25 protein-coding genes, 2 tRNA genes and 1 rRNA gene are annotated in these 23300 nt (G+C 31.5%); 25 read left to right on the top strand and 3 right to left on the bottom strand.

Annotation, left to right across the window (positions count from 1 at the left end; genetic code table 11):
- The 7 genes from BUB63_RS09730 to BUB63_RS09700 all read left to right on the top strand — a co-directional run.
- Nucleotides 1-310 (top strand): 23S ribosomal RNA (locus BUB63_RS09730); the annotation flags it as partial.
- A 29-nt stretch (nt 311-339) separates the two neighbouring features.
- A tRNA-Asp gene (locus BUB63_RS09725) sits at nt 340-416 on the top strand.
- A 52-nt stretch (nt 417-468) separates the two neighbouring features.
- Nucleotides 469-552, top strand: a tRNA-Leu gene (locus tag BUB63_RS09720).
- Nucleotides 553-827: 275 nt separating this feature from the next.
- Entirely contained in the window at nt 828-995 is a 168-nt protein-coding gene (locus BUB63_RS09715) for a XapX domain-containing protein (protein ID WP_073249434.1), read from the top strand.
- Between the two features lie 19 nt (nt 996-1014).
- Entirely contained in the window at nt 1015-1167 is a 153-nt protein-coding gene (locus BUB63_RS09710; protein WP_073249433.1) for a XapX domain-containing protein, read from the top strand.
- A 321-nt stretch (nt 1168-1488) separates the two neighbouring features.
- Nucleotides 1489-2625, top strand: coding sequence for an iron-containing alcohol dehydrogenase (locus tag BUB63_RS09705; protein WP_073249432.1), 1137 nt, complete (start codon nt 1489-1491; stop codon nt 2623-2625).
- Nucleotides 2626-2866: 241 nt separating this feature from the next.
- Complete coding sequence (locus BUB63_RS09700; protein ID WP_073249431.1) at nt 2867-3370, top strand: YdbT family protein; 504 nt, start codon at nt 2867-2869, stop codon at nt 3368-3370.
- Here BUB63_RS09700 and BUB63_RS09695 read toward each other — a convergent pair.
- Nucleotides 3367-4503, bottom strand: a complete 1137-nt coding sequence (locus BUB63_RS09695; RefSeq protein WP_073249430.1) for a zinc-binding metallopeptidase family protein — start codon at nt 4501-4503, stop codon at nt 3367-3369. The genes BUB63_RS09700 and BUB63_RS09695 overlap by 4 nt on opposite strands.
- 127 nt (nt 4504-4630) lie before the next feature.
- On the opposite strand from BUB63_RS09695, the gene BUB63_RS14030 reads away from it, so the two are divergent.
- From BUB63_RS14030 to rsmI, 10 genes are all read left to right on the top strand, one after another.
- Nucleotides 4631-6040, top strand: a complete 1410-nt coding sequence (locus tag BUB63_RS14030; protein WP_073249429.1) for an aminotransferase class I/II-fold pyridoxal phosphate-dependent enzyme — start codon at nt 4631-4633, stop codon at nt 6038-6040.
- A 6-nt stretch (nt 6041-6046) separates the two neighbouring features.
- Complete coding sequence (gene tmk / locus BUB63_RS09685) at nt 6047-6670, top strand: dTMP kinase (protein WP_073249427.1); 624 nt, start codon at nt 6047-6049, stop codon at nt 6668-6670.
- 2 nt (nt 6671-6672) lie between these two features.
- Nucleotides 6673-7002, top strand: coding sequence for a cyclic-di-AMP receptor (locus tag BUB63_RS09680; RefSeq protein WP_073249425.1), 330 nt, complete (start codon nt 6673-6675; stop codon nt 7000-7002).
- 12 nt (nt 7003-7014) lie between these two features.
- The gene (locus BUB63_RS09675) at nt 7015-7977 is read left to right on the top strand and encodes a DNA polymerase III subunit (RefSeq protein ID WP_073249423.1); all 963 of its coding nucleotides are present in this window, start codon (nt 7015-7017) and stop codon (nt 7975-7977) included.
- Between the two features lies 1 nt (nt 7978).
- Nucleotides 7979-8887: a PSP1 domain-containing protein gene (locus BUB63_RS09670; RefSeq protein WP_027309290.1), complete on the top strand. Its 909-nt coding sequence runs from the start codon at nt 7979-7981 to the stop codon at nt 8885-8887.
- 84 nt (nt 8888-8971) lie between these two features.
- Nucleotides 8972-9142: a DUF362 domain-containing protein gene (locus tag BUB63_RS09665; protein ID WP_018660104.1), complete on the top strand. Its 171-nt coding sequence runs from the start codon at nt 8972-8974 to the stop codon at nt 9140-9142.
- Between the two features lie 478 nt (nt 9143-9620).
- Nucleotides 9621-10298 (top strand): cytochrome c biogenesis CcdA family protein, encoded by a 678-nt coding sequence (locus BUB63_RS09660; protein ID WP_073249421.1) that lies wholly within the window; start codon nt 9621-9623, stop codon nt 10296-10298.
- 1 nt (nt 10299) lies between these two features.
- Complete coding sequence (locus BUB63_RS09655; protein ID WP_073249419.1) at nt 10300-10842, top strand: TlpA disulfide reductase family protein; 543 nt, start codon at nt 10300-10302, stop codon at nt 10840-10842.
- An 11-nt stretch (nt 10843-10853) separates the two neighbouring features.
- On the top strand, nt 10854-11585 hold the full coding sequence (locus BUB63_RS09650; RefSeq protein WP_073249417.1) for a tRNA1(Val) (adenine(37)-N6)-methyltransferase: 732 nt from the start codon (nt 10854-10856) through the stop codon (nt 11583-11585).
- Nucleotides 11586-11587: 2 nt separating this feature from the next.
- The gene (rsmI, locus tag BUB63_RS09645) at nt 11588-12427 is read left to right on the top strand and encodes a 16S rRNA (cytidine(1402)-2'-O)-methyltransferase (protein WP_073249415.1); all 840 of its coding nucleotides are present in this window, start codon (nt 11588-11590) and stop codon (nt 12425-12427) included.
- Nucleotides 12428-12506: 79 nt separating this feature from the next.
- Here rsmI and BUB63_RS09640 read toward each other — a convergent pair whose 3' ends face one another.
- Entirely contained in the window at nt 12507-12749 is a 243-nt protein-coding gene (locus BUB63_RS09640; protein ID WP_018660109.1) for an AbrB/MazE/SpoVT family DNA-binding domain-containing protein, read from the bottom strand.
- 207 nt (nt 12750-12956) lie between these two features.
- Between BUB63_RS09640 and BUB63_RS09635 the strand changes: the two genes are divergently transcribed.
- Genes BUB63_RS09635 through BUB63_RS09625 form a run of 3 tightly spaced genes read left to right on the top strand, consistent with a single transcriptional unit; the run spans nt 12957 to nt 17113 of the window.
- The gene (locus BUB63_RS09635; RefSeq protein WP_027309491.1) at nt 12957-13910 is read left to right on the top strand and encodes a DNA double-strand break repair nuclease NurA; all 954 of its coding nucleotides are present in this window, start codon (nt 12957-12959) and stop codon (nt 13908-13910) included.
- Nucleotides 13911-13912: 2 nt separating this feature from the next.
- Nucleotides 13913-15751: an ATP-binding protein gene (locus tag BUB63_RS09630; protein WP_073249413.1), complete on the top strand. Its 1839-nt coding sequence runs from the start codon at nt 13913-13915 to the stop codon at nt 15749-15751.
- Between the two features lie 12 nt (nt 15752-15763).
- A complete protein-coding gene (locus BUB63_RS09625; protein ID WP_073249411.1) occupies nt 15764-17113 on the top strand; it encodes a CCA tRNA nucleotidyltransferase in 1350 nt (449 codons plus the stop codon).
- A gap of 81 nt (nt 17114-17194) precedes the next feature.
- Here the strand turns inward: BUB63_RS09625 and BUB63_RS09620 are convergent, their stop codons facing one another.
- The gene (locus tag BUB63_RS09620; RefSeq protein ID WP_073249409.1) at nt 17195-17665 is read right to left on the bottom strand and encodes a hypothetical protein; all 471 of its coding nucleotides are present in this window, start codon (nt 17663-17665) and stop codon (nt 17195-17197) included.
- A 178-nt stretch (nt 17666-17843) separates the two neighbouring features.
- On the opposite strand from BUB63_RS09620, the gene BUB63_RS09615 reads away from it, so the two are divergent.
- The 5 genes from BUB63_RS09615 (at nt 17844) to BUB63_RS09595 (ending at nt 22946) form a co-directional block, all read left to right on the top strand.
- Complete coding sequence (locus tag BUB63_RS09615; protein ID WP_073249407.1) at nt 17844-18422, top strand: nucleoside recognition domain-containing protein; 579 nt, start codon at nt 17844-17846, stop codon at nt 18420-18422.
- A complete protein-coding gene (locus BUB63_RS09610; protein ID WP_073249405.1) occupies nt 18419-18931 on the top strand; it encodes a spore maturation protein in 513 nt (170 codons plus the stop codon). Before BUB63_RS09615 ends, BUB63_RS09610 begins: the two co-directional genes overlap by 4 nt.
- An 81-nt stretch (nt 18932-19012) precedes the next feature.
- Complete coding sequence (locus tag BUB63_RS09605) at nt 19013-20350, top strand: MATE family efflux transporter (RefSeq protein ID WP_073249403.1); 1338 nt, start codon at nt 19013-19015, stop codon at nt 20348-20350.
- 191 nt (nt 20351-20541) lie between these two features.
- Nucleotides 20542-21495: a cache domain-containing protein gene (locus BUB63_RS09600; protein WP_027309484.1), complete on the top strand. Its 954-nt coding sequence runs from the start codon at nt 20542-20544 to the stop codon at nt 21493-21495.
- A gap of 11 nt (nt 21496-21506) precedes the next feature.
- A complete protein-coding gene (locus BUB63_RS09595) occupies nt 21507-22946 on the top strand; it encodes a GGDEF domain-containing protein (protein WP_073249401.1) in 1440 nt (479 codons plus the stop codon).
- Nucleotides 22947-23300 lie beyond the last annotated feature (354 nt).

Genomic DNA, 23300 nt, shown 5'->3' with positions numbered 1-23300 from the left:
ACGTCGTGAGACAGTTCGGTCCCTATCCGTCGCGGGCGTAGGAAATTTGAGAGGAGCTGTCCTTAGTACGAGAGGACCGGGATGGACGAACCTCTGGTGCACCAGTTGTCACGCCAGTGGCACAGCTGGGTAGCCATGTTCGGAAGGGATAAGCGCTGAAGGCATCTAAGCGCGAAGCCCACCTCAAGATGAGATTTCCCATAGCGTAAGCTAGTAAGACCCCTGGAAGAACACCAGGTTGATAGGCCAGAGGTGTAAGCGTCGTGAGGCGTTTAGCTGACTGGTACTAATAGGTCGAGGGCTTGATCATACAGGCTGTGCAGTTTTGAAAGAATTTTTGGCCCAGTAGCTCAGTTGGTTAGAGTGCCGGCCTGTCACGCCGGAGGTCGAGGGTTCGAGCCCCTTCTGGGTCGCCAAATTTTATTATTGCATTTTTTAAAAATATATTATATAATAAATATGTAACGAGCGGGCGTGGCGGAATTGGCAGACGCGCTAGACTTAGGATCTAGTGCCCAGTGCGTGGGGGTTCAAGTCCCTCCGCCCGCACCATAGAAGGCTACCAATAAGGTAGCTTTTTATTTTGGCTCTTTGTCAATTGTTGGGGCGGGTATTCGATTAGAATGCCTGTCCTTTCTTGTTTGAGAGTGATTTTAGAAATATAGATTGAATTTCATAGAGTATCCCAATCATACAATAAATACCAATAATATTTCTAAAATTTAAAATAGTATAGCACATTTTTCTATTGATTTTTGAGAATAATTTATATAGAATATAATAGCTAGGGTGGGCGGAGGGTTTATGATTGAAAGGAGAAAGGAGCATTGAAGGAGGCAAAGCTTGTAGTATTATCACTACTTACAGGAATGATTGTTGGATTTATATTTCAAAAGCTTTCCCTACCTGTACCAGCACCGCCAACTATTGATGCCTTTATGGGTATATTTGGTGTATGGCTTGGTTCAGTTGTGATTGATAAGATTTCAAAATAATTAAAGGAGGGAAAGTAAGATGATGACAATACTATTAGCAACAGTAGCAGGTATGATATTAGGTGCTCTATTTAAGAAGATGAATTTACCACTACCAGCACCACCAACATTACCTGGTGTTGTTGGAGTTTTAGGAGTATTATTAGGAAGTATGATAGCAAAAATGTTTTAAGAGGGTGATTTTACCCTCTTTTTTATATATAAAATTCAACATAATCAGCAACATAAGTCGCCCATTTCTATAAGTGGGTGATGAATGTTGTGAAAATATATAAAATTAGAGCGAAAAACAAGCTAAAATTAGCTATGTAAATGGTATATCTGGGGAAGGAACAGTCCTTTGAGCGTGGGATAATTTGCTCCGCTTTTAGTATCCACTACAAAGTTACCACTTCTATAAGTGGTGGTAGTTCAAAAAGTTTCATTTTGGTATTATAAACCAGAATCAAACTTTTTGTGTTATAATAAATAAAACGGTATATGGGGTGATAGTATGAAGGAGCTTAAATTCCACGGAACAAGTATTATAATAGGAGAAAATTCAATTGAATATATAAAGAACATAGAGATGAAAAAAGTATTAATTGTAACTGGCGGAAGGTCTATGTTTGACAATGGGGCTATAGATAAACTTATTGGTATCTTAAAGGAAAAAAATGTAGAAGTACATATATTTAAAGGAGTTGCTAAAAACCCTACAACAGAAGTTGTTAAATTAGGAATAGAAGAAATGAAAAGGGTTAACCCTGACACTGTAATTGGTATAGGGGGAGGTTCTCCTATTGATGCAGCAAAGGCTATGGCACTATTTTATGAATATGATTTAGATATAGAAAAGGTAGAGGGAACAACTTTGCCACAGATAAGGCGTAGGACAAAGTTTATTGCAATACCATCAACATCAGGGACTGGAACAGAGGTTACAAGGGCATCTGTTATAACATATAAAGAAAAAGATATAAAAATAGGTCTAAAATCAGATGCCTTTATACCAGATTATGCAATATTAGATTCTACCTTGACATATTCAATGCCAAAGGAAGTAGTTGCTGAAACAGGAATGGATGCATTAACACACGCTGTAGAATGTTATATAAACAAAAACATAGATGAGTTTACAGAAGTACTATCAGAAGGTGCAGTAAAGGGAATATTTAAATATTTAGTTATGTCTTATAATGGAGATAAAAAGGCACGAGATAAGGTGCATAAATATCAGTGTATGGCTGGCTGTGCCTTTTCAAATGTAGGGCTTGGTATGGCCCACGGTATATCCCACGCAATAGGAGGAAAATACAATTTATCCCACGGTCTATTAAACGCAGTATGCCTACCCTATGTTCTAAAGTTTAACTCAAAGGATGAAGAGGTAAAAGAAAGGCTTAAGTATCTTTCACTTCAAATTGGAACAAAAGACTTTATAAAAGAGGTAGTAGAGCTAAACAAAAATTTAAATATACCTCTATCTTTTAAAGATTTAGGATTAGATGAAAAAGAATTTTTTCAAAATATAGATGAACTTACAGAGAATTCTTTAAAGGGTTCAACAAGGGTGAATCCTGTAAAAGTTAACTTTGATGAAATGAAGCAAATATTAAGTTGTATATTTTATGGGAATATGGACTTATAACAAACTATAAAGTATGTTGAAATATAATAATATAATGATTGTCAAACAATAGACAATCATTATATTGAGAAAAGCTAAACAAAAGTGAGATAAACTATTTATAACTATAATTAAGCCTAACAGTTTTCATTAATAGCGTTTTTTAAAAGAAGGTTTGATTTTTTAGCCTCTTTTGAATGTGGCATTATTTTAAGATATGTCATATAATCTCTTTGTTAAACTTAGAGAGAAGGAGATATTTATGGGGTATTTATACAGAGAAATAGTTGAGTACAAACAAAAGAGGTTTGCAAAGTTTATACTTGGTATAATAACTTTTTTATGTGTACTTAATTTTGCAGTTGTTCTAACTGATTTAAAAAAATACTTAAATAATTTTCACTATGCATTGTATCTTATAGTTTTACTTCTAATATTTTTACAGCTTAAGATATGGAAAAAATGCAACAGACGTTACAGATATCAAATAATAGATGATGAACTAATTATAGAAAGATTTGATGGAAATAGAAGAAAAGTTGAGTTAAGTATTGATATAAAGAGTATAATGAAGGTTGAGAAGGTTATAGATAAGATATGTGATGATATTGAATATAAGGAATATTGTATCTCAACCAAGAAGCATAATCTATATAGAGTTATATACAAATTAGATAACAAGGTCTATAGTTTCTGTTTTGAACCAAGCACAAATTTTATAAATAAAATAAACAATATAATGAAGAAAAAGCCACTAGCAAGTTAGTGGCTTATTATTTTTGTATTTTCAATTATATCTATTCCAGTAAGGGCGAGGGAACTTGCTGCCTTTATCATTTGTTCTAATGCAAAATCCTTAATAGTTGCATCTGCAAACTCTTTTGTATAATATTCTACATTATCCTCTGTGATACCTATATAAGGGTGAATACAGGGTATTTTATAGCTTAAATTTGATATGTCTAAGCTTTGGCTCATAATCATAGGTCCGTGTATATCAACAATTCCTTTTTCCTTTAGATTATGGCAAAATACCTTTGAAAGTTCCTGGTGTGTTTTAAAGGGAACATATCTTGCTATTGTGTTGTTTTCAAAATCGCATCTATATATTTTTGAATAGAGCCTTGCTATATCAAGTATATCATCTTGAATAAAATCTATTAACCTGTCTTGATCTGATTTAATTAAAACCTTAACGCAGCTTTTTTCAGCTATAGAGCATACATCATCAAGACAGTCGGTTAATGTGTAGTTTATGTATATGTGTTCTTTATATTTAGATTTAATTGTTTCAATATTTGTTATTGTTATTGCAGCAGGAGTTATAGGGTTTATTCCTTTATCAAAGTTTACAAGGGCAGATGATGCAGAACCTTTAAATTGTAAACTTGAAATAAGCATAGATAAAGAAGAACCACTCTCTAATGTTTTGGTATAAGGATGTGCACATAAGGCAGCATCTACATCACTAAATAGATTATTTTGAAGCATTTTTATCTTTATAGGCTCCTTTTCCTCGGCTGGGCATCCAAAAACAGTACAGCTGCCACCGATTTCATTAACAGCTCTTTTTAACCCTATAGCACCTAATACATTCATAGAGCATTGTATATTATGTCCATTTATATATCCTTGACCATCTACAGCGTCATATTCACAAATATATGCAATATTAGGAGCAGAGCTTCCGTACTTTGCAATGAATGCATTTTTAATATCAGGTATTTCTATTACATTAAATCCTTCATCCTTTAGAAGCTTTATAAGTTCGTTATAGGCTATATTTTCACAATTTGAGCCATCACTTAATTTATATAATTCCCTAACAATTGAAGATATCCTTTCCTTTAAATTTTCAACATATCCAGTGACAAGTTCACGGATTATAGTTTTACTCATAATACCACTCCTCAAACTTTTTATATTATTTTTTGACATTTGTTAATAAATTATGTAATAGTATTGCTTTATTATATTTTTATATTTTTGTTATAATATAATATAATAACTTAAGGGAGGAGTAAAATTGCCTTTAGTAGATGATCTATTAAAATATAAAGAGGAAGTTGACATTAGATTTCATATGCCTGGGCATAAAGGAAATACACTTAATTTCAATGAACTTGAAATTTTAAAGGAAAATTTATTTTCAATAGATGTAACAGAAGTTTTTGGTACTGATAATCTTCACGTACCAACAGGGATAATAAAAGAAGCTCAGCAGAGAGCCTCTGAATTTTATGGTGCAAAACATAGTTTCTTTTTAGTTAACGGTTCAACAGCAGGAATATATAGTATGATTTTGGGCCTTTTAAATCCAAAGGAGAAAATAATAATACAGAGAAATTGCCACAGGTCAGTATATTCTGCCTGTATTTTAGGGGATTTAGAAGTTGTGTATGTTAATCCTACTATAGATGAAGAATTTAACATACCTGTCTCATTAGATGTTGAAGAAATAATAGATGTAATGGATAAGAATTTAGACGCAAAGGCAATAGTTCTTACATATCCAACCTACTATGGTACCTGCTTTGATTTAGAAAAAGTAATAAAAGAGGCAAAAAAGAGGAATATTTACGTACTAATAGATTCTGCCCACGGAGCCCACTTAAAATGCTCTACATACTTACCAAAGGATCCAATTGAACTTGGTGCAGATGCTGCAGTATACAGTCTTCATAAAACAACTCCAGCATTAACCCAGTGTTCAATCTTAAACGTAAATATAGATAACATTGATGGTATAAAATTTATGCTAAATATGTTCCAAACAACAAGTCCATCATATCTTTTAATGTCCTCTATTGATACAGCAATAGGTATAATGAATAGAAGGGGTAGGGAACTTGTAGAAAAAACAATATATTATGCAAATAAATTAAGAAATAGGCTTAATTTAATAGGTTATAAGACATTGGGCATTGAAGGGATAGGAAAGCATAAAATTAATGATATAGATGCAACAAGAATAGTTATCTTTTCCAATATAGGTGGACATAATCTAAATGAAATATTAAGAAATAAGTACAAAATACAAGTTGAGATGTCTGATGATAATAATATAGTTTTAATAGGAAGTATGTTTGACAAGGAAGATTATTATGAATATCTATATACTGCACTATTAGATATTAAAAATAAATTTATACAAGGTGAAAATAAAAGGCAGTCTTTTTTAAAGAAGGATTATAAAGTCCGAATAAATATGAGGAGGGCTTATTATAGCAAAAAAGAGAGATTACCTCTTAAAGAGGCGGTAGGTCGTATTAGTGCTGAGATGCTTGTTCCATATCCACCAGGTGTCCCTCTTCTTATGCCGGGTGAGGAAATAACTGATGATATAATAGATTTTGTAGAACAAAATAGAGGTAAAATAACCTTTAACGGAATAAGTGATGAAAATGCAGAGTATATTTTTGTTATTAAGGAGTGATGTTTTTTGAAGGGAATATTTATAACATTTGAAGGGCCAGATGGAGCAGGGAAAACAACTCAAATAAATCTACTTAAAGAGTATTTAATTTCAAAGGGATTTGATGTAGTTTTAACAAGAGAGCCAGGGGGAACTCCAATTGGGGAGAAGATTAGAAATGTAATTCTTGATGTGGAAAATAAAGAGATGGATGATATATGTGAAGCTCTTTTATATGCAGCATCAAGGGCACAGCTTGTAAAGGAGTTTATACTTCCAAATATTGAACAAGGAAAAGTCGTTATTTGTGATAGATTTGTTGAGTCATCGATAGTTTATCAAGGTTATGCAAGGGGAATAGGTGAAGAAAAAATCGAGGCAATAAACAATATAGCAACAAGAGGATTAGTTCCAGATGCGGTTTTTCTCCTTATGCTGACACCAGAGGAGGGAATAAAGAGGAAGAAAAATTCCGGAAAACTTGACAGGTTGGAAATGGAAAAAATAGAGTTTCACAAAAAGGTATATGAAGGGTATAATAGACTAAAGGGAAAAAGAAAAAATGTCTTTGAGATTGATGCAACTTTAGACGTTAACCTTATACATAATAAGATTATAGGGATAGTTGAGAATTTATTAAGGGAGGAATAATTATGAAACTTGTAATTGCTATTGTCCACGATGAGGATTCATTTGAGCTTATAGAGGAATTGATAGACAATGGGTATAAAGTTACAAAGCTTGCGACGACAGGGGGATTTTTAAAGGCTGGTAACACTACTTTGTTAATTGGAGTTGAAAAGGAAAAGGTAGATAGTGTATTATCTATAATACAGGATGTTTGTAAAACAAGAAAGGGAGCTGTTTCTATGCCATCACCTATTGTAGGTTCAACGGGAGTGTTTGTTCCAACGCCTGTAGAAGTTACAATAGGAGGAGCAACGGTTTTTGTTATTGATGTTGAAAGATTTGAAAGGATATAATGGAGTGATTGTATGATTAATGTTATGGGGCAGGATGCTCAAGTTGAGCTTTTTTTAAAAACAGCAGATAAAGGCATGCTTGCCCATTCGTTTATAATAACGGGTCCTGATGGTGTGGGCAAAAGCATATTTGCAAGGTTTATGGCATCATATATTTTATGCTTAGGAGAAAACAAACCCTGTGGTGTATGTTTAAATTGTGTTAGGGTGAAGAATAATAATCATCCTGATGTTATAGTTATTTCCCCTAAAAATAGCATAGGAGTAGATGATATTAGAAATCTAACTGAAAAGATAAATACAAAGCCTTACGAGGGTGATAAAAAGGTTGTAATAATAAAGGGAGCAGATTTGATAACTGTTCAGGGGCAAAATGCTTTTTTAAAAACATTAGAGGAACCACCCCTTAACACCACTATCATAATGCTTGCAGAAAATATTAATTTAATTCTTGATACAATAAAATCAAGATGCCAAATATACAAATTAAATAGAATACTAACAAGTAAGGTTAAGGAATATTTATTGAGTATAAATGTTGATGAACAAAAGGCGGAACTATATTCAAATTTAAGTGATGGAATTATAGGAAATGCCCTTAAAATGCTTGATAGCAAATATCAAATATTAAGGGATGAAACAATTAATATATTTTCAAGGATGGCTCAATTTAACAGTTTAGATTTTATAAAGATAGAGGACTTCTTTACAGAAAATAAAGGTAATATAGATTCTGTTTTTGATATAATAATAACTCTTCTTAGGGATATATCGGTCTTTAAAAATACACTAAGGGAAGACTACTGCTTGAATATCGATAAGATAGATGTTATAAGGAATTTAAGTGGTGTGTTTTCACACGAGAGATTAAATAAATTCTTAGAACTATTTTTAAGTGCAAAGGGTAACATAGATAAGAATGCTAATTTTCAAATGGCTATAACGGTGCTACTTTTAGATTTACAGGAGGTTTAATATGGTTACTGTAGTTGGCATAAGATTTAAAAGGGCAGGTAAAATTTATTACTTTGACCCAGACGGACTTGATATAAATAAAGGTGATTATGCAATAGTAGAAACAGCAAGAGGAATTGAGTTTGGTGAGGTTGTTATTGGAAAAAAGGAAGTAACAGAGGATGAAATAGTTGCACCTTTAAAAAAGGTGATTAGAGTTGCGACGGAGGAGGACAAATTAAAAAATCTTCAGAACAAGGCAAAGGAAGAGGATGCATTTCAAATATGCCTAAAGAAAATACAAGAACACGGTCTTCCTATGAAGCTAATTGATGTAGAATATACCTTTGACAATAACAAGGTGATATTTTACTTTGTTGCAGATGGACGAATAGACTTTAGAGAGCTTGTAAAGGATTTAGCAGCAATATTTAGGACAAGAATAGAATTAAGGCAGATAGGCGTAAGAGATGAATCTAAGATGGTTGGAGGTCTTGGCCCTTGCGGAAGACCTATGTGCTGTGCAACCTTCTTAGGTGAATTTGAACCTGTTTCTATAAAGATGGCAAAGGAACAAAACCTATCTTTAAATCCCTCTAAGATATCAGGAGTATGTGGAAGACTTATGTGTTGCTTAAACTATGAGCAGCAGACCTATGAGGAGATAAGAAAAATAACTCCTGTAGTAGGTTCGATTGTAAAAACTCCTGATGGAGAAGGAGAGGTTATGGAAAACAGCATAATAAGAGAAAGTGTTAAGGTTAAGCTAAAAACTCCAGATGATGTTGAAATTAAAACATATTCTGTACATAATATAGAACTAATCGAGGGACAATATGAACATAGAGAGATATCTGATGATGAGATTAAATCAGAAATTGAAGAATTAGAGGAATCTGATGTAGATATTAACAGCCTTTTAGAGGAATAATGGCTATATTTTGCCTAAGTAATACTTTTCAGATTAAAAAAAACGTGATAAAATAGCATTAGAAGTTTTCAGGAGGTGAAACTTATGGCATACAAGATTACTGACGCTTGCGTAAACTGTGGAGCTTGTGCTTCAGAATGTCCAGTTAACTGCATAAGCCAAGGAGATTCAATCTACGTTATTGATGCTGATGCTTGCATCGACTGCGGAAACTGTGCTAATGTTTGCCCAGTAGGAGCTCCAGTTCAAGAATAATCTACATAGTAAAAAGGCCTAACAAGGCCTTTTTATATTTGTATTCATACTATGTGTATAATAGGCAGGTATTGTTAAATACTTCAGGCTGTTTAAAAAGTTATATATTGATTAGCCCCATGAAGGATTTCTTGGGCATCGGTTCATTTCGTTAAGCAAATCTAAGCTTTTCTTTATTTAAAAAAGTCCTACCCTCGCAATGTCATCGTCCTGATGACTGCTCGGCTCGGCACATCCTGTGCCGAATTACGGACTTTTTTAAAGTCGAAAAGCAAGATTTGCTAAAACTCATGAAAGAGCCTATTGAAACCCTTCATGGGGCTAACTTTTTAAACAGCGAGATATTATTAAATACCTGCCTATTATTTTATATAATAAAAACTTTTTATAATTAAATGAATATAGATAAAGAAATATAAATATGATAATATATAGATATACCATATAAGGGTATATAAAGCTTTACTGGAGGTGTTGTATGGAAAGGTTATCAACTGTATTGGTATTTACACAAGGGGTTTTATCCTTTTTATCTCCCTGTTTCTTACCCTTAATACCAATCTATTTAAGCTATATAACAGGGGAAGCGGCAAATAAGAAAAACACTATTATCAATACCATAGCCTTTATGATAGGTTTTACATTAATGTTCACAAGTCTTGGTGCTCTATCGGGGAGTATAGGTAGATTTTTATTAATAAATAGGCAATTACTTAACAAAATTTTAGGTGTATTTATAGTATTTATGGGATTATTCTATTTAGGAGTAATTAAATTAGATTTTTTAAATAGAGAAGTAAAGATTGATTTTAAAATAAAAAGGGGTAGTTTAATTTCTTCCTTTTTGCTTGGAGTAAGTCTATCGCTTGGTTGGACTCCCTGTATTAGTCCTATACTATCAAGTGTTTTGATGCTTGCAGCAAGTAGACAGTCAAGTATCAAAGGAGCATATTATCTATTTGTGTATTCACTTGGGCTTTTAATACCATTTTTGATTTTTTCAATATTTATAAACAAATCCAGAGCCTTTTCAAAATTTGTTATGCAAAAGGCAAATGTAATTAAAATAGTTTCAGGGGTAATATTAATATTAACTGGTATTTTATTATTTACAGGAAAACTATATATTTTAACAAATATTTTAGGAGGTTTTTAAGATGAAAAAAATAGTTTCAATTATTTTGGTAGTTAGTATATTATTTTTATCAGGATGTTCAATAAATTCAAAGGCTCCAAAGAATACAAATAATAAAAATCAAAATGAACAAGTAGAAGAAAATGTTGTGGCAAATGACAAGGCAATAGATTTTACATTAAAAAATATAGAAGGACAAGAAATAAAATTATCAGATTATAAAGGTAAAACAATTATAGTAAACTTTTTTGCAACTTGGTGTCCTCCTTGTAAGGCAGAGTTTCCAGGCTTTATTCAATTAGTTGATGAGTATAAGAATGATAGCAATGTAGTTTTTGTTTTCGTAAATGTAGGAGAAGACAAAAAAACAGTTGAGGCATTTTTAAATGAAAGGAACTACAAAATAAAACCACTTTTAGATGAAAAAACTGATGTAGCAGCATTATACCGTGTGACAGGAATACCTACAACTGTTATAATAGATAAAGAATTTAATATTGAAACTGTACACATAGGATTTATGGAAAAGAGGGATTTGAAAAATTACATTGAAGCACTAAAATAAAAGGAGGATATATGCTAAAGACTGGTGAAAGATTGGATGATTTAGAGTTAAAGGGACTTAAAATAATACAAAATCCAAGCTATTTTTGCTTTGGAATTGACGCTGTTTTATTATCATCCTATGCGGTAGTTAGAAAGAAGGATAGGGTAGTTGATTTGGGGACAGGAACAGGTATAATACCCCTTCTTGTATATGGAAAATATGAACCAAAAGATATTGTTGGAGTGGAGATACAAAAGGATGTAGCAGATATGGCAAGAAGGAGTGTAGAATTAAACGGGCTAAGTGAAAAAATAACAATATTTGAAGGGGATATAAAAGACTGCTATAATTACATTGGAATAAATGAATATGATGTTGTTATTTCAAATCCACCCTATAAAAAAGGAAAATCAGGTATATTAAATATGTCGGATACAAAGGCAATTTCAAGGCACGAAATTCTAATAAATATAGATGAACTTTGTTTTTCTGCTTCGAGGCTTTTAAAGGGTGGAGGACGTTTTTATATGATACATAGACCAGAGAGGTTAAAGGATATAATAATTGCATTAAATAATAATAAATTTACTCCAAAAAGGATTAGATTTGTTCATCCTAAGGTAAATAAGGCTCCAACAATGGTTTTAATTGAGGCTGTGAAATGTGGAGGAGATTTTTTAAAGATAGAAGAACCTCTTTATGTATATAATGAGGATGGAACTTATACACAAGAAATTTTAAATATATACGGAAGGTGTTAAATATGGCAGGGACACTATATTTAGTTGCAACCCCAATTGGTAATCTTGATGATATTACTTTTAGAGCTATAAACACACTAAAGGAAGTTGATTTTATAGCAGCGGAGGATACAAGGCAGACATTAAAACTACTAAACCACTTCGAAATAAAAAAACCACTTGTTAGCTACCACGAGCATAATAAATATGAGATGGGACCTAAAATAATAAGTAGATTGTTAGAAGGTGAGAGTGTAGCTCTTGTGACGGATGCAGGAACACCAGGTATTTCAGACCCTGGTGAGGATTTGGTTAAACTTGCTATTGAAAATTATATAAATATTGTACACGTTCCAGGTGCCTCTGCCTTTTTATATGCCCTTGTGGTTTCAGGTCTTTCAACAAGAAGGTTTGTTTTTGAAGGCTTCTTAGAAAGGGAAGGAAAACAAAGAAGGGAGAGACTTGAGTCTCTAAAGAATGAAACAAGAACAATAATATTCTATGAGGCACCACATAGACTTGTAAAAACTTTAAGTGACCTATATGAATATTTTGGAGATAGAAAAATATCCCTCTGTAGAGAGCTTACAAAAAGATATGAGGAGATAGAAAGATTAAACTTATCTGAAGCTATAGAAGTTTATAAAGAAAAAGAACCAAAGGGAGAATATGTGTTAGTTTTAGAGGGAAAAAGCAAAGAGGAAATTGAAGAGGAAAAAAGACAAGAATTTAGTGATATAGATATAGGCGAACATATACAAAAATACATAGATGAAGGATTGAGCAAAAAGGATGCAATCAAGAAGGTAGCAAAGGAAAGAGGACTTAAAAAATCAGAGGTTTATAAATACACTATAGAATAAAAAAGTGCCACCCAGGTGAAATGTGACATTATATATTATTTGAAAAATGTCACATTTCACCTGGGTGGCACCTATATTGTTATTCAGCCTTTATTTCAGCTAAGCAGTTTTTGCAGATATTTTTTCCCTTGAAGTTAACAACATCTCTTGCATCTCCGCAGAATATGCAAGCTGGTTGATACTTCTTAAGGATTATCATTTCTCCGTCAACATAGATTTCAAGTGCGTCCTTCTCAGCTATGTCGAGTGTTCTTCTAAGTTCGATTGGAATAACTACTCTACCAAGTTCGTCTACTCTTCTAACTACTCCTGTGGACTTCATATGTACTACCTCCTTCAACAATCTTCGACATTTCTTAATTAGATAATAACAAAGTTACCATTAAAAGTCAATGACTTTAACTTAATTTTTCTAATTAATTTAATAAAATATTTTAATTAACAATTTGGTAAGCTCTTACCTTTATTTTGTCCCTTATTTCAAATATTATGAATTTAGTGTAGAATATTTTAAAGAGGTGAATGTATTATGTTTGATGAATTGAAGAAGAAATTGGAAAATTTAAATTCTATTTTAAAGGATAAAAATAAAGGATTAGATAGAAATAATATAAAGGAGTATCTTATAAAAAACGATATTGCTACAATAAAAAAATCAAAAAAATTAAATGAACAGGAATTAAGGGCTGTTTCCTGTGATAAAGGTGTTGTTGCTGTTGATGGTAGTATAAATAATTTTGGTGGATTATATCCCCACTATATTTCATTAATCAGAGCTGTGGCACTTTGTACAAAGGGATATAAGGCGGAGTATGAAGATATTTATACACCTTTATTAGAGGAAAATATGACTCAAGATGAGGATGCAATAAAAAGAAGAGCAACAATGTCTAAAATGGAAATTAAGGCAGCAATGGATGCCATAAATAATTGTGAGGCTAATATTATTTTTATGGATGGTTCTTTACTTCATTATAAAATAGACTGTCCCTATGAATGGGATGAACTCAAAAAATCTGCTCTTTATAAAAATAAAATAATAGTAGGGATAACAGAAGAAGTAAAAACAAAGGATATTGGTGAGATACTTATAAAAGATGGACAACTTTATGATGAGTTTATCTATGATAGGGAGATACTCTTTAATATGTTAAGCGAAGGTGAGTATCTATATTTGAAAAAGGAAATAAAAACCAGAAAAAAGGATAGTGGCATTAAAAGTTTTTATGCAAGGTTTTCAGATGATCCTCAGGCTATAGGAATTGATTTTTTAAAGGAACAGGAGGCTGTATCAGAAGGTATATTGAGTTTAATATATACACTTACATTTAGTAAATCAAGGGGAATTCCTTATTTGATTGATTTAGTTGATGTTGAAACAAAGGTTACAGATGAAAAGTTAAAGGCTCTAATAGATGGCTATTTAGATAAAGAAGTTGTAGAAGTTTACTTTAATCCAAAGAGAAATAAGAGGGGGTATTAATTATGCAGGTTGTTGGAATTACCAATCAGCAGGAAGTATTTGTTGTTTCAGATAAAACACCATTTAAAATAAATCAAATACTTGTTATAAATGATGAAAGACAGGGACTTTTAAGAGGCGAAGTTGTAGAAACCAGTGCATATAACAGGTTTATTCCGCTTGATATAAATGGGGATTTTGTGGATAAAAGTGTGATTGCCTCATTGAAAGCGTTAGGGTACAGTATAGATGAAAATACCCTTTATATAGCAAAGGTAAGGCTTATGGTAGAAGCAGAATATCCTATACAGGTAGGTTCTGAGGTTAGAGTACCAAAGTTTGATGAGGTCAAGGACCTACTTTTAAAGTCAAAACTTGAATCAGGACTTGTACTTGGGGTTATAAAAAGTTCTGAGGAGCTCTACGATACAATGGAGGATGAACTTAAAGATAGATTTTTATTATATCAAGATGGAAAAATCATAAATCAAAATGGTGTTCCCTTTATATTTGACATAGCTTCAATGCAGCAGTATCCGCACATAGGTATTTTTGGAGGTTCAGGTTCAGGAAAATCCTTTGGCCTTAGGGTTATACTTGAGGAACTGATGAAGAAAAATATACCAACAGTTGTACTTGATCCCCATTTTGAAATGAATTTTAGAGAGAACCAAAAGGATATAGATATTAAATATCAATATGATTTTATTGATAGATTTGAATGCTTAGAGATAGGAAAGGCAGTAGGTGTAAAATTTGATAACTTAACTAATAGGGATTTAATAAATCTTATTGGAGCAGCATCTGCAGGTACGTTGACTGATTCAATGACTAATGTAATAGAGCAGGTGCATAAGAATAAGGATACCTATTTCTCCTTTGAGAGGAGATTATCTCTATTGAAGGAGGCACTTGAGATAGGAAGTGAAAAAAAGATTTTAGATAGAAAGGCAAAATGCGATGACGATATGGATGCAGGGAAGTTCGATGAAATGATTGAGGTATATAGAGAGTTTGGAAGTTTACCACCTCAATCGGTTAATGGTGTGTTGTGGAGATTACAAAGATTGTATAAGGATGGTATATTTACAAATGATATAACAAGAGTAGAAAAGTGTTTAAAGGATGGAAAAATTGCAGTTGTACAAGGCCCTATTAAGTTATTAAATGTGTTTTCAACCTATTTAATTTCAAACATTTATCATAAGAGAAGGGATTATAGAGATTCTGTTCAAAGAGGTGAGAAGAAGGACTTTTTCCCACCATTTATAATAGCCTTTGATGAGAGCCATAATTTTGCTCCAAAGGGATATGATACACCATCAAAGTCAATAATAAAGGAGATTGCACAGGAAGGTAGAAAATATGGAGTGTTTTTAATTCTTGCAACACAGCGTCCGACACTCCTTGATGAAACGGTTACAGCACAGCTGAATACAAAGCTTGTGTTTAGAACAGTAAGGGCATCGGACATTGCAACAATAAAGGAAGAGACGGATATAACAAATGAAGAAGCAAAAAGACTACCATATTTGAGAAGTGGGGATGTTTTTATATCCTCGGCTCTATTTGGAAGAACAGTACCTGTTAGAATAAGACTTTCACACACAACAACCAGCCATACTCAAAATCCATTTGACGAGCTATTAAGTTTTAGGGATAAAAAGTATGAAGAAGTGTATCAAGAGATAGAAAAGTTTTTGCCAATTTATACAACTGACCTTTTAAATATATTAACTAAGGTAAATAGGGATAAAATAAAGGATATAGAGGATTTAAAGTATTACTTAGATGAATTATCTAAAAGAGGTTTTATAACCAAAAACAGTGCATTTTTAGGAGAATACTATGACAGAAAGTAGGAGATGATTATGATGTATTTAGACATAATAAAGCAATACAGCAGGCAAAACAATATTCCTATATATTTAGTTGGTGGTGCTGTAAGGGATATTTTGATAAATAGAGAAGTACAGGACTATGATTTTACCACTTCTTGTTATATGGAGGTGGCAGAATATTTTAGTAAAAACACAAATGGAAAATTGATTAAACTACACGATGATGTATACAGGGTAGTTGTAGATGGGATGGTTTTTGATTTTTCAAATTTTAAGGGAGAGAACATAGAGAAGGATTTAAAAAACAGAGATTTTACAATAAATGCAATAGCCTATGATATAGTTAATGAGGAATATATAGACGTACTTGGGGGCATTGAGGATATTAAGAAGAAGATAATAAGGCACACATCAGAAAATATTATAAAGGATGATGCCTTAAGAATCTTAAGGGCATACAGGTTAAAAGGAGAATTAGGTTTTAATATTGATGATGAGACTATAGAATTGTTTAATAGGGATGTAGAATATATAGAAGTTATAAAGGGTGAGAGAATAGTTGATGAACTTTTTAAAATACTAAAGTTTAAAAATAGTTATGATTATATACAAATGTTAGACGATATAGGGGTTATAGAAAAAATATTTCCTATTATGAAGGAAATGAAAAGGATAGGTAAATGTAAGTATCATCTTGTTGATGCCTATACCCACTCAACTCTAACACTTAAGTTTTTAGAGGATAGGTACCAAGAACTTTACAATACTAAATGGGGATACAAGATAAAAGAGTATCTTGAGGAGAATATTGGTACCTCCAAAAGATTAGAAGTTTTAAAGCTTGCGGCATTTTTACACGACATAGGCAAAGTAAAGGCTTTTAAGGATATAGATGGAAAAATAACATTTAAAGGACACGATGTTACGGGAATTGATGAATTTAACTCAATATTAAAAAGGCTTCCTATGTCTAATTCAAAGGCAGCATTGATTAAATCTGTTATAAAGGGGCATATGAGGATACTTGGACTTTTTAAGCAGGGAGCAAGTGACAAGGCACTATATAAGTTAATAAAGGATTTTGGTATAAATTTACCATCGGTATTAATAGCATCCTTATATGATGTACTTGCTACAAGAAGCCTTCTTGATGAAAACGGAGAAAGCGATAAATATTATGAATATGTTATAAATCTGATGGATAGATATTATGATTATATAAATAAGAAGGATAGTTTTATTTCTGGTGAGGATGTATGTAGCATCTTAAACATTGAAGGGCCAAGGGTTGGGGAAATATTAGAAAGGACAAATGAGCTTATATTTAGAAACAAAATAAACTCAAGGGAGGAGGCAATTGAATTTATAAAAAGTAACAAATAAAAAGCATAAGTTTTATTATAAATAGATAATCCCCTAAGAAAGAGTAACTCCTTCTTGGGGGATTCTTTATCTACATATATATTATGAGGCTCTTTTAATTTTCTCATAAGGCTCTTTAGATATATTTATGGTATATCCATCTTTACTTTCAATAATTTGGAACTCACAATTACAAGCATCTGCATCCGATGACCATATATAATAATCTATTTTAAGACCATCGATGTTTATTGATTTTTTTAAATCAACTATACCATACGTGGAAAACCATTTTAGAAGTGAGGATAAATCTAAATGTTCTGCTACTTTATATATTTCGAGCCTTTGTTTTGATATGTTAGTAAGTGGGAATTTTTTTATGAGTGTTCCATATCTTATCTTAAAAAGTTGAAGGTCTTCAAAGTATTCTATTTTTCTTGGATTATCCCTATGGAATAATTCATAGACACCACAGTAATTTCTACGGAGTACACGCACGTCCCCATCATATACTTCAACGTCGATCCATTTTCCTCTCTTTAGATTTTTAACTTCCATTGGCTTTAAAATCATCCAAACCACCCCCGTTAATTTTTGAGGTTTCTAATTATATATTAACATAGTCTATGTAAATGGTGGTTAATGTTATGTTAATTTTAAGATAAGTCAAAATTTTTGTCAATAAAAATAAATACTAATTTTGTTAAGATTCGTATATATTTTTAAGGAGAACACGTTATAGGAGTATAAAATGGTTAATATTATATGGTTTTTAATGATTATATTTGGCATATTGGTTAGTTTTTTTTATAATCCAGTTGACTTTACAAATATAATCGCACAGTCGGCAGAAAGTTCTGTAAAGCTCTGTATTAGCCTTCTTGGTATTATGGCTATATGGTCGGGCATAATGAAACTTTGCGAAAAATCAGGACTTATAGAATTATTTTATGCAATGCTAAGATTACCTATGAAAATTCTTTTCCCAAATCTTGAAAACAAAAATAAAAAGGCTCTGTACTTTATAGTAATGAATATTGCAAGTAATATGCTGGGGCTTTCAAATGCGGCAACTCCCTTTGGAATTAAAGCTATGGAGGAGATGCAGAAAATTAACATTAAAAAGGATACTGCATCGGATTATATGATTAAATTCATTATTATAAATAGTGCTTGCATACAGCTAATTCCAGCAACAGTAATATCAATAAGGGCTAATTTAGGTTCCTCTTCTCCATCAAGCATAATAGGCCCTACAATTGCAGTTAGTATATTAACACTATTTATAGCACTATTTATTGAAGCAATATTTAGAAGGTGGTATAAATGATTTCAATATATTTTGTACCTGCTTTTATTTTATTTGTGCTTATATATTCAATGTTTAAGGGTATTAAAGTATATGAAGTTTTTGTTGATGGTGCAAAGGACGGGTTTAAAACTGTTTTTAATATAGCTCCATTTCTTTTGACAATGATATTTGCAATAGATGTATTTAGACGTTCAGGTGCTCTTGATTTATTTATTAAATTGCTAACACCAATAAATAATTTGCTTAATATACCTTCAGGAGTAGTTCCTATGATTTTAATAAAACCCTTATCTGGAAGTGGAGCTATATCGGTTATGACAGATATAATGAAGACCTATGGAGTTGATTCAACAGAAGGGGTTATCGCAGCTCTTATAATGGGCTCAAGTGAGACAATTTTTTATACAATATCTTTATACTTTGGAAGTATCGGAGTCAAGAAAATAAGGCACGCTCTAATAGTAGCTTTAATTGCACATATAATAAGCTGCATTATAGTTTGTAACTTTATATGGATATTTCGGTAGACAGAACTAATTATATATTTTTATATTACTTCAACTTAATATTTTGATATATAATATATAAGTACAAAGGAGGAGATAAATTTGAGGGATTTAACGAAGGAAAATGAGATAAAGCAAATAATATATTTTGCAATACCAATGCTTTTAGGAAATCTTCTTCAAACTCTTTATAATACCGTAGATAGTATTTGGGTAGGTAAAGGTGTTGGGGAAAAGGGGCTTGCAGCAGTGACAGTAAGCTTCCCAATACTATTTATGCTCATTTCACTAATTATGGGAGTAACTATGGGTAGTAGTATTATTATCTCCCAATACTTTGGTGCTAAGGATTATGAAAATGTTAAAAAGTCAATAAATACAACACTTTATTTTTTACTAATTTCTTCTGTTATAGTTACAATTTTAGGGGTAATCGTTTCAAAGCCTGTATTAATTTTAATAAATACACCAGCTTCTATTTTGAATGATTCAAATAAATATCTAATAATAATGTTTTTAGGTATGGTGTTTATGTTTGGATATAATGGAGTTGCAGCAATATTAAGAGGTATGGGGGATTCAAAGACGCCTTTATACTTCTTAATGATAGCAACAGTTATAAACATAATACTTGATCCTATATTTATTTTTGTATTTAAGCTTGGTGTTGTAGGGGCTGCAGTTGCAACAGTTATAGCACAGGCTGTTTCCTTTATTTTCAGCGTAAATTACATAAACAAAAAGCACGAACTGTTTAAAATTAAATTAGACAGTATAAAATCAGATAGGGAAATATTAAAGAAAATAATAAAAATAGGCATACCAATGGGAGTACAGCAGACTTTGGTATCGCTGGCTATGGTATTTTTAAATTCAATTATAAATGTATTTGGAGTAGATGCAATGGCAGCCTTTGGTGCAGCAGGAAGAATAGACTCATTTATGTCTATGCCAATAATGAGTTTAAGTGCTGCTGTATCCTCATTTACTGGACAAAATTTAGGGGCAAATAAGAAGGATAGAGTGGTTAGGGGATTTAGAGGAACGCTTTTAATAGGGGTTTTGCTCTCTATTATAATTGCTTCCCTTGCGATAATATTTGCAAAACCTCTTATAAGTGTATTTAACTCTAAAAAAGAAGTGGTTGCCTTTGGAGTTGATTATTTGAAAATAGTTGGTATGTTCTATTTTACATTTGCCTTTATGTTCATAGTGTCAGGTGTAATAAGAGGTTCTGGAGATACAATGGTACCTATGATAACGAGCCTAATTGCACTTTGGGGAATTAGAGTTCCCCTTGCAAAATATCTTTCAAGCAGTATAGGTATTAATGGTGTTTGGTGGTCTATAGGCATTGGATGGGTAGTAGGAAGCACACTAAATTACATTTATTATAGAACAGGAAGATGGGAGAAGAAGGTAGTAGTAAAAAAATCTTAATAATGGCATCCTCATCACTTATAACTTTTAACCCCATAAAGGATTTATATTCTATAAATCCTTTATGGGGTTTTGTGTATTTATTATAAAATATTAAGGTATATTTTAAAATTTTACGACAACTTTAATGTTTTTTTGACAAAATATTGATATAATATAATTAAACAAAGGTAATTTGAGGAGAGCTATATATGAAAAAAAGTATCAGGTTTTTTGTTATTACATTGATAATGATTTCATCGCTGGTACCTCTTTTGACTTTTGCATTTTTGTTTTTCAATAATACCTTTAACTTTTTTATATCTAATGATAAAAGGAATATACAATCCGTGCTTGAAAAGGAAAAAAAGTATATTGAAAGGTTTGTAGAGGTTAATATTAAAGATGTTAAGTTAGTTGCAACATCTGATAACGTAAAAACCCTTAAAAGGGAAGAGATAATAGACGTATTTAAGAGGGTAATGAATGTAAGAGATGATTTTCAGAAGATGAAATTTATAAAAAAGAATGGTGAAGTTTTAGAGGTTCATAGAGATGGGAGAATAAGAGAATATAAAAAGGCACAGCTTGATTATTTTGATAAATATGCAATTGAACACGGAGATATTGCCTTTTATACAAACGAAGAGGATAACACAGCTTATATGTGCTTTGCATCGAATTTTTTAATAGGCCAAGAAGTATATGCAACTTGTATTGCATATATGCCAACGGATACAGTAGATTTTTTTACTCATAATATCAATTTAGATGCAATTGCAGAGATATATATAATGGACAGTAGAGATAAGTTCTTAATTAAAAAAGCAGATAAAAATTTCAATCAAAATCCTGAAATAATGTTGCCAATAAAAAACTCAGACTGGACTTTAGTTGCCGACATAAACAATCAATATTTTAAGGATATACTCTATAAGAACATACTTTTAAAGATTATTGTGTTTTTAGTATTTATTATCATTTCTATCATTCCAATTGCAAACTATATAGCAAATCAAGTACAGGAGGTAATTGGAGAAATAATAGATTCTATTGACAATAAGAAAAGGATAGAGGGTAAAAATATATTCTTTTATAAAATATATGAATTTAGTAGATTAAAATCTCAAATAAACAAATTTTTCGGATACATTAACAAAGGTTAGGGTGGGTTAAGATGTTTAAAAGATTAAAGGTAGTTATAACGTTATTTTTATTAGCAATTTCTATACTTCCGCTAATAATGTTCTCGTCTACTTTTCTTTTATCAGTAACCAATACTTTTACAGAAAATGATGAAAAAAATTTAATAGAGGTACTAAATAGAAACAAGAGATATCTTGAGGCCTTTGTTGAAATGAATATAAACGATATGAGGCTGCTTTCCAATTCGGATAACTTAAAGACCTATAAAAGAGATGAGATAGAAGGGGTATTGAGAAGATTTTTGTTAACAAGAGAAGAATATACTAAACTTAAGTATATAGATAAAGATGGATGGATTATAGAGGTTAGAAGAAGTTTAGCATTATATAAGAAATATGATAGTTTAAATGTTAAGGAAAGTCTTTTATTTAACAATGGTTCCTTTTGCACAGTAATTGAAGAAGATGGAGTAGATTATGTTGCATTTTCAGCACCATATAGAGAAGATGGAAGATATGGTGTAGTTGTTGGATATATTGATTCAAAAAAGTTTGATTATATTTTGAAGGATTATAATTTAGTTGGTTTAGGCAATATAATCATACAGGATAGTTTTGGAAAGAATCTGTTTAGGATGTCTAAAGAGGATAAAAAATATAAGGAAGACATAATAGAACCAATAAAAAATACAGATTTTAGTATGATTGTTACAATAGATAGACAGGACATAAGAAATGAATTTTTGAATGACCTATTTAAAAAGGTTGCACTATATTTCTTTTTAACTGTGGTTTTGGCAATAGTATTTGCCTATATAATTTCCGAATCAATAAACAAATATATAAATAGAGTAATAGTCAGCATAACAACTCTAACAAGAATAAAAAGTTCAGATAGTATGCTTGATAATATAAAGGAAGTTGAAGTATTTAAAAATAAATTTAATGAAATAATTGAAAGATTAAATAAGGACAAAATAGATTTAAGTGATAAAGTTAATTTAGATTCGTTAACAGGTTTATACAACAAGAGGTTTTTGATGGAACAGTTATCATCTAAACTTGATGAGGATAGTGTGGACACATATTTTATGATGGCAGATATAGATTATTTTAAAAGAATAAATGATACTTATGGACATATGGTTGGGGATAAAGTATTAAAGGCTTTATCTAATATTTTAAAGGAGGGCATAAGAGAAGGAGACTATGCAATAAGGTTTGGGGGAGAAGAGTTCCTATTAGTTATTACAGGTGTAACTAAAAGGGATGCCCTAAATATAGCAGAAAGACTTAGAAAAAAAGTAGAGTCCTTCACATACCAAGAAGATAATTTGAATATAAAGTTTACAATTAGCATTGGTGTTACAAAATATAAAAACAACATAGACTATTCAATAGATTTAGCAGATGAGGCACTTTATAATGCTAAAAAGTCAGGAAGAAACAGGGTAATATATAAAGAGGCGTAAAAAATAAAGAAGCGGGAAAAATAAGTATGAGGCAGAAGTTTCGCAGATTAAAAAATAAATAGGGCGTAGCCCCTTGATATGTAATGGTTTAGATGAATAATAATTGAAATATGTAAATTCCGATTTTTACTGGAAAAAATTTAGGGTTTAAAAATGAAAACATCCTTTCTATAATGAATTTTGCTACAAACCTAATAGAAAGGATGTTTTGAGATGAACAAGCGTTATTTAAAACAAATGCTCACCTACTTCTCTAAGGTATACCATCTTGGAGAAAAAATCAAGGGGTTAAAAGATGGAAGAATAAATCCTCAAATTGAAACTTCAACTATTTCATTTATAGTTCTGTTCACA

Origin of the sequence: Caloramator proteoclasticus DSM 10124 (assembly GCF_900129265.1) — a bacterium.
In the GTDB taxonomy this organism is placed as follows: domain Bacteria; phylum Bacillota; class Clostridia; order Clostridiales; family Caloramatoraceae; genus Thermobrachium; species Thermobrachium proteoclasticum.
The sequence above is the reverse complement of the archived record's forward strand: the minus strand, read 5'-3'. Positions and strand labels throughout refer to the sequence as shown.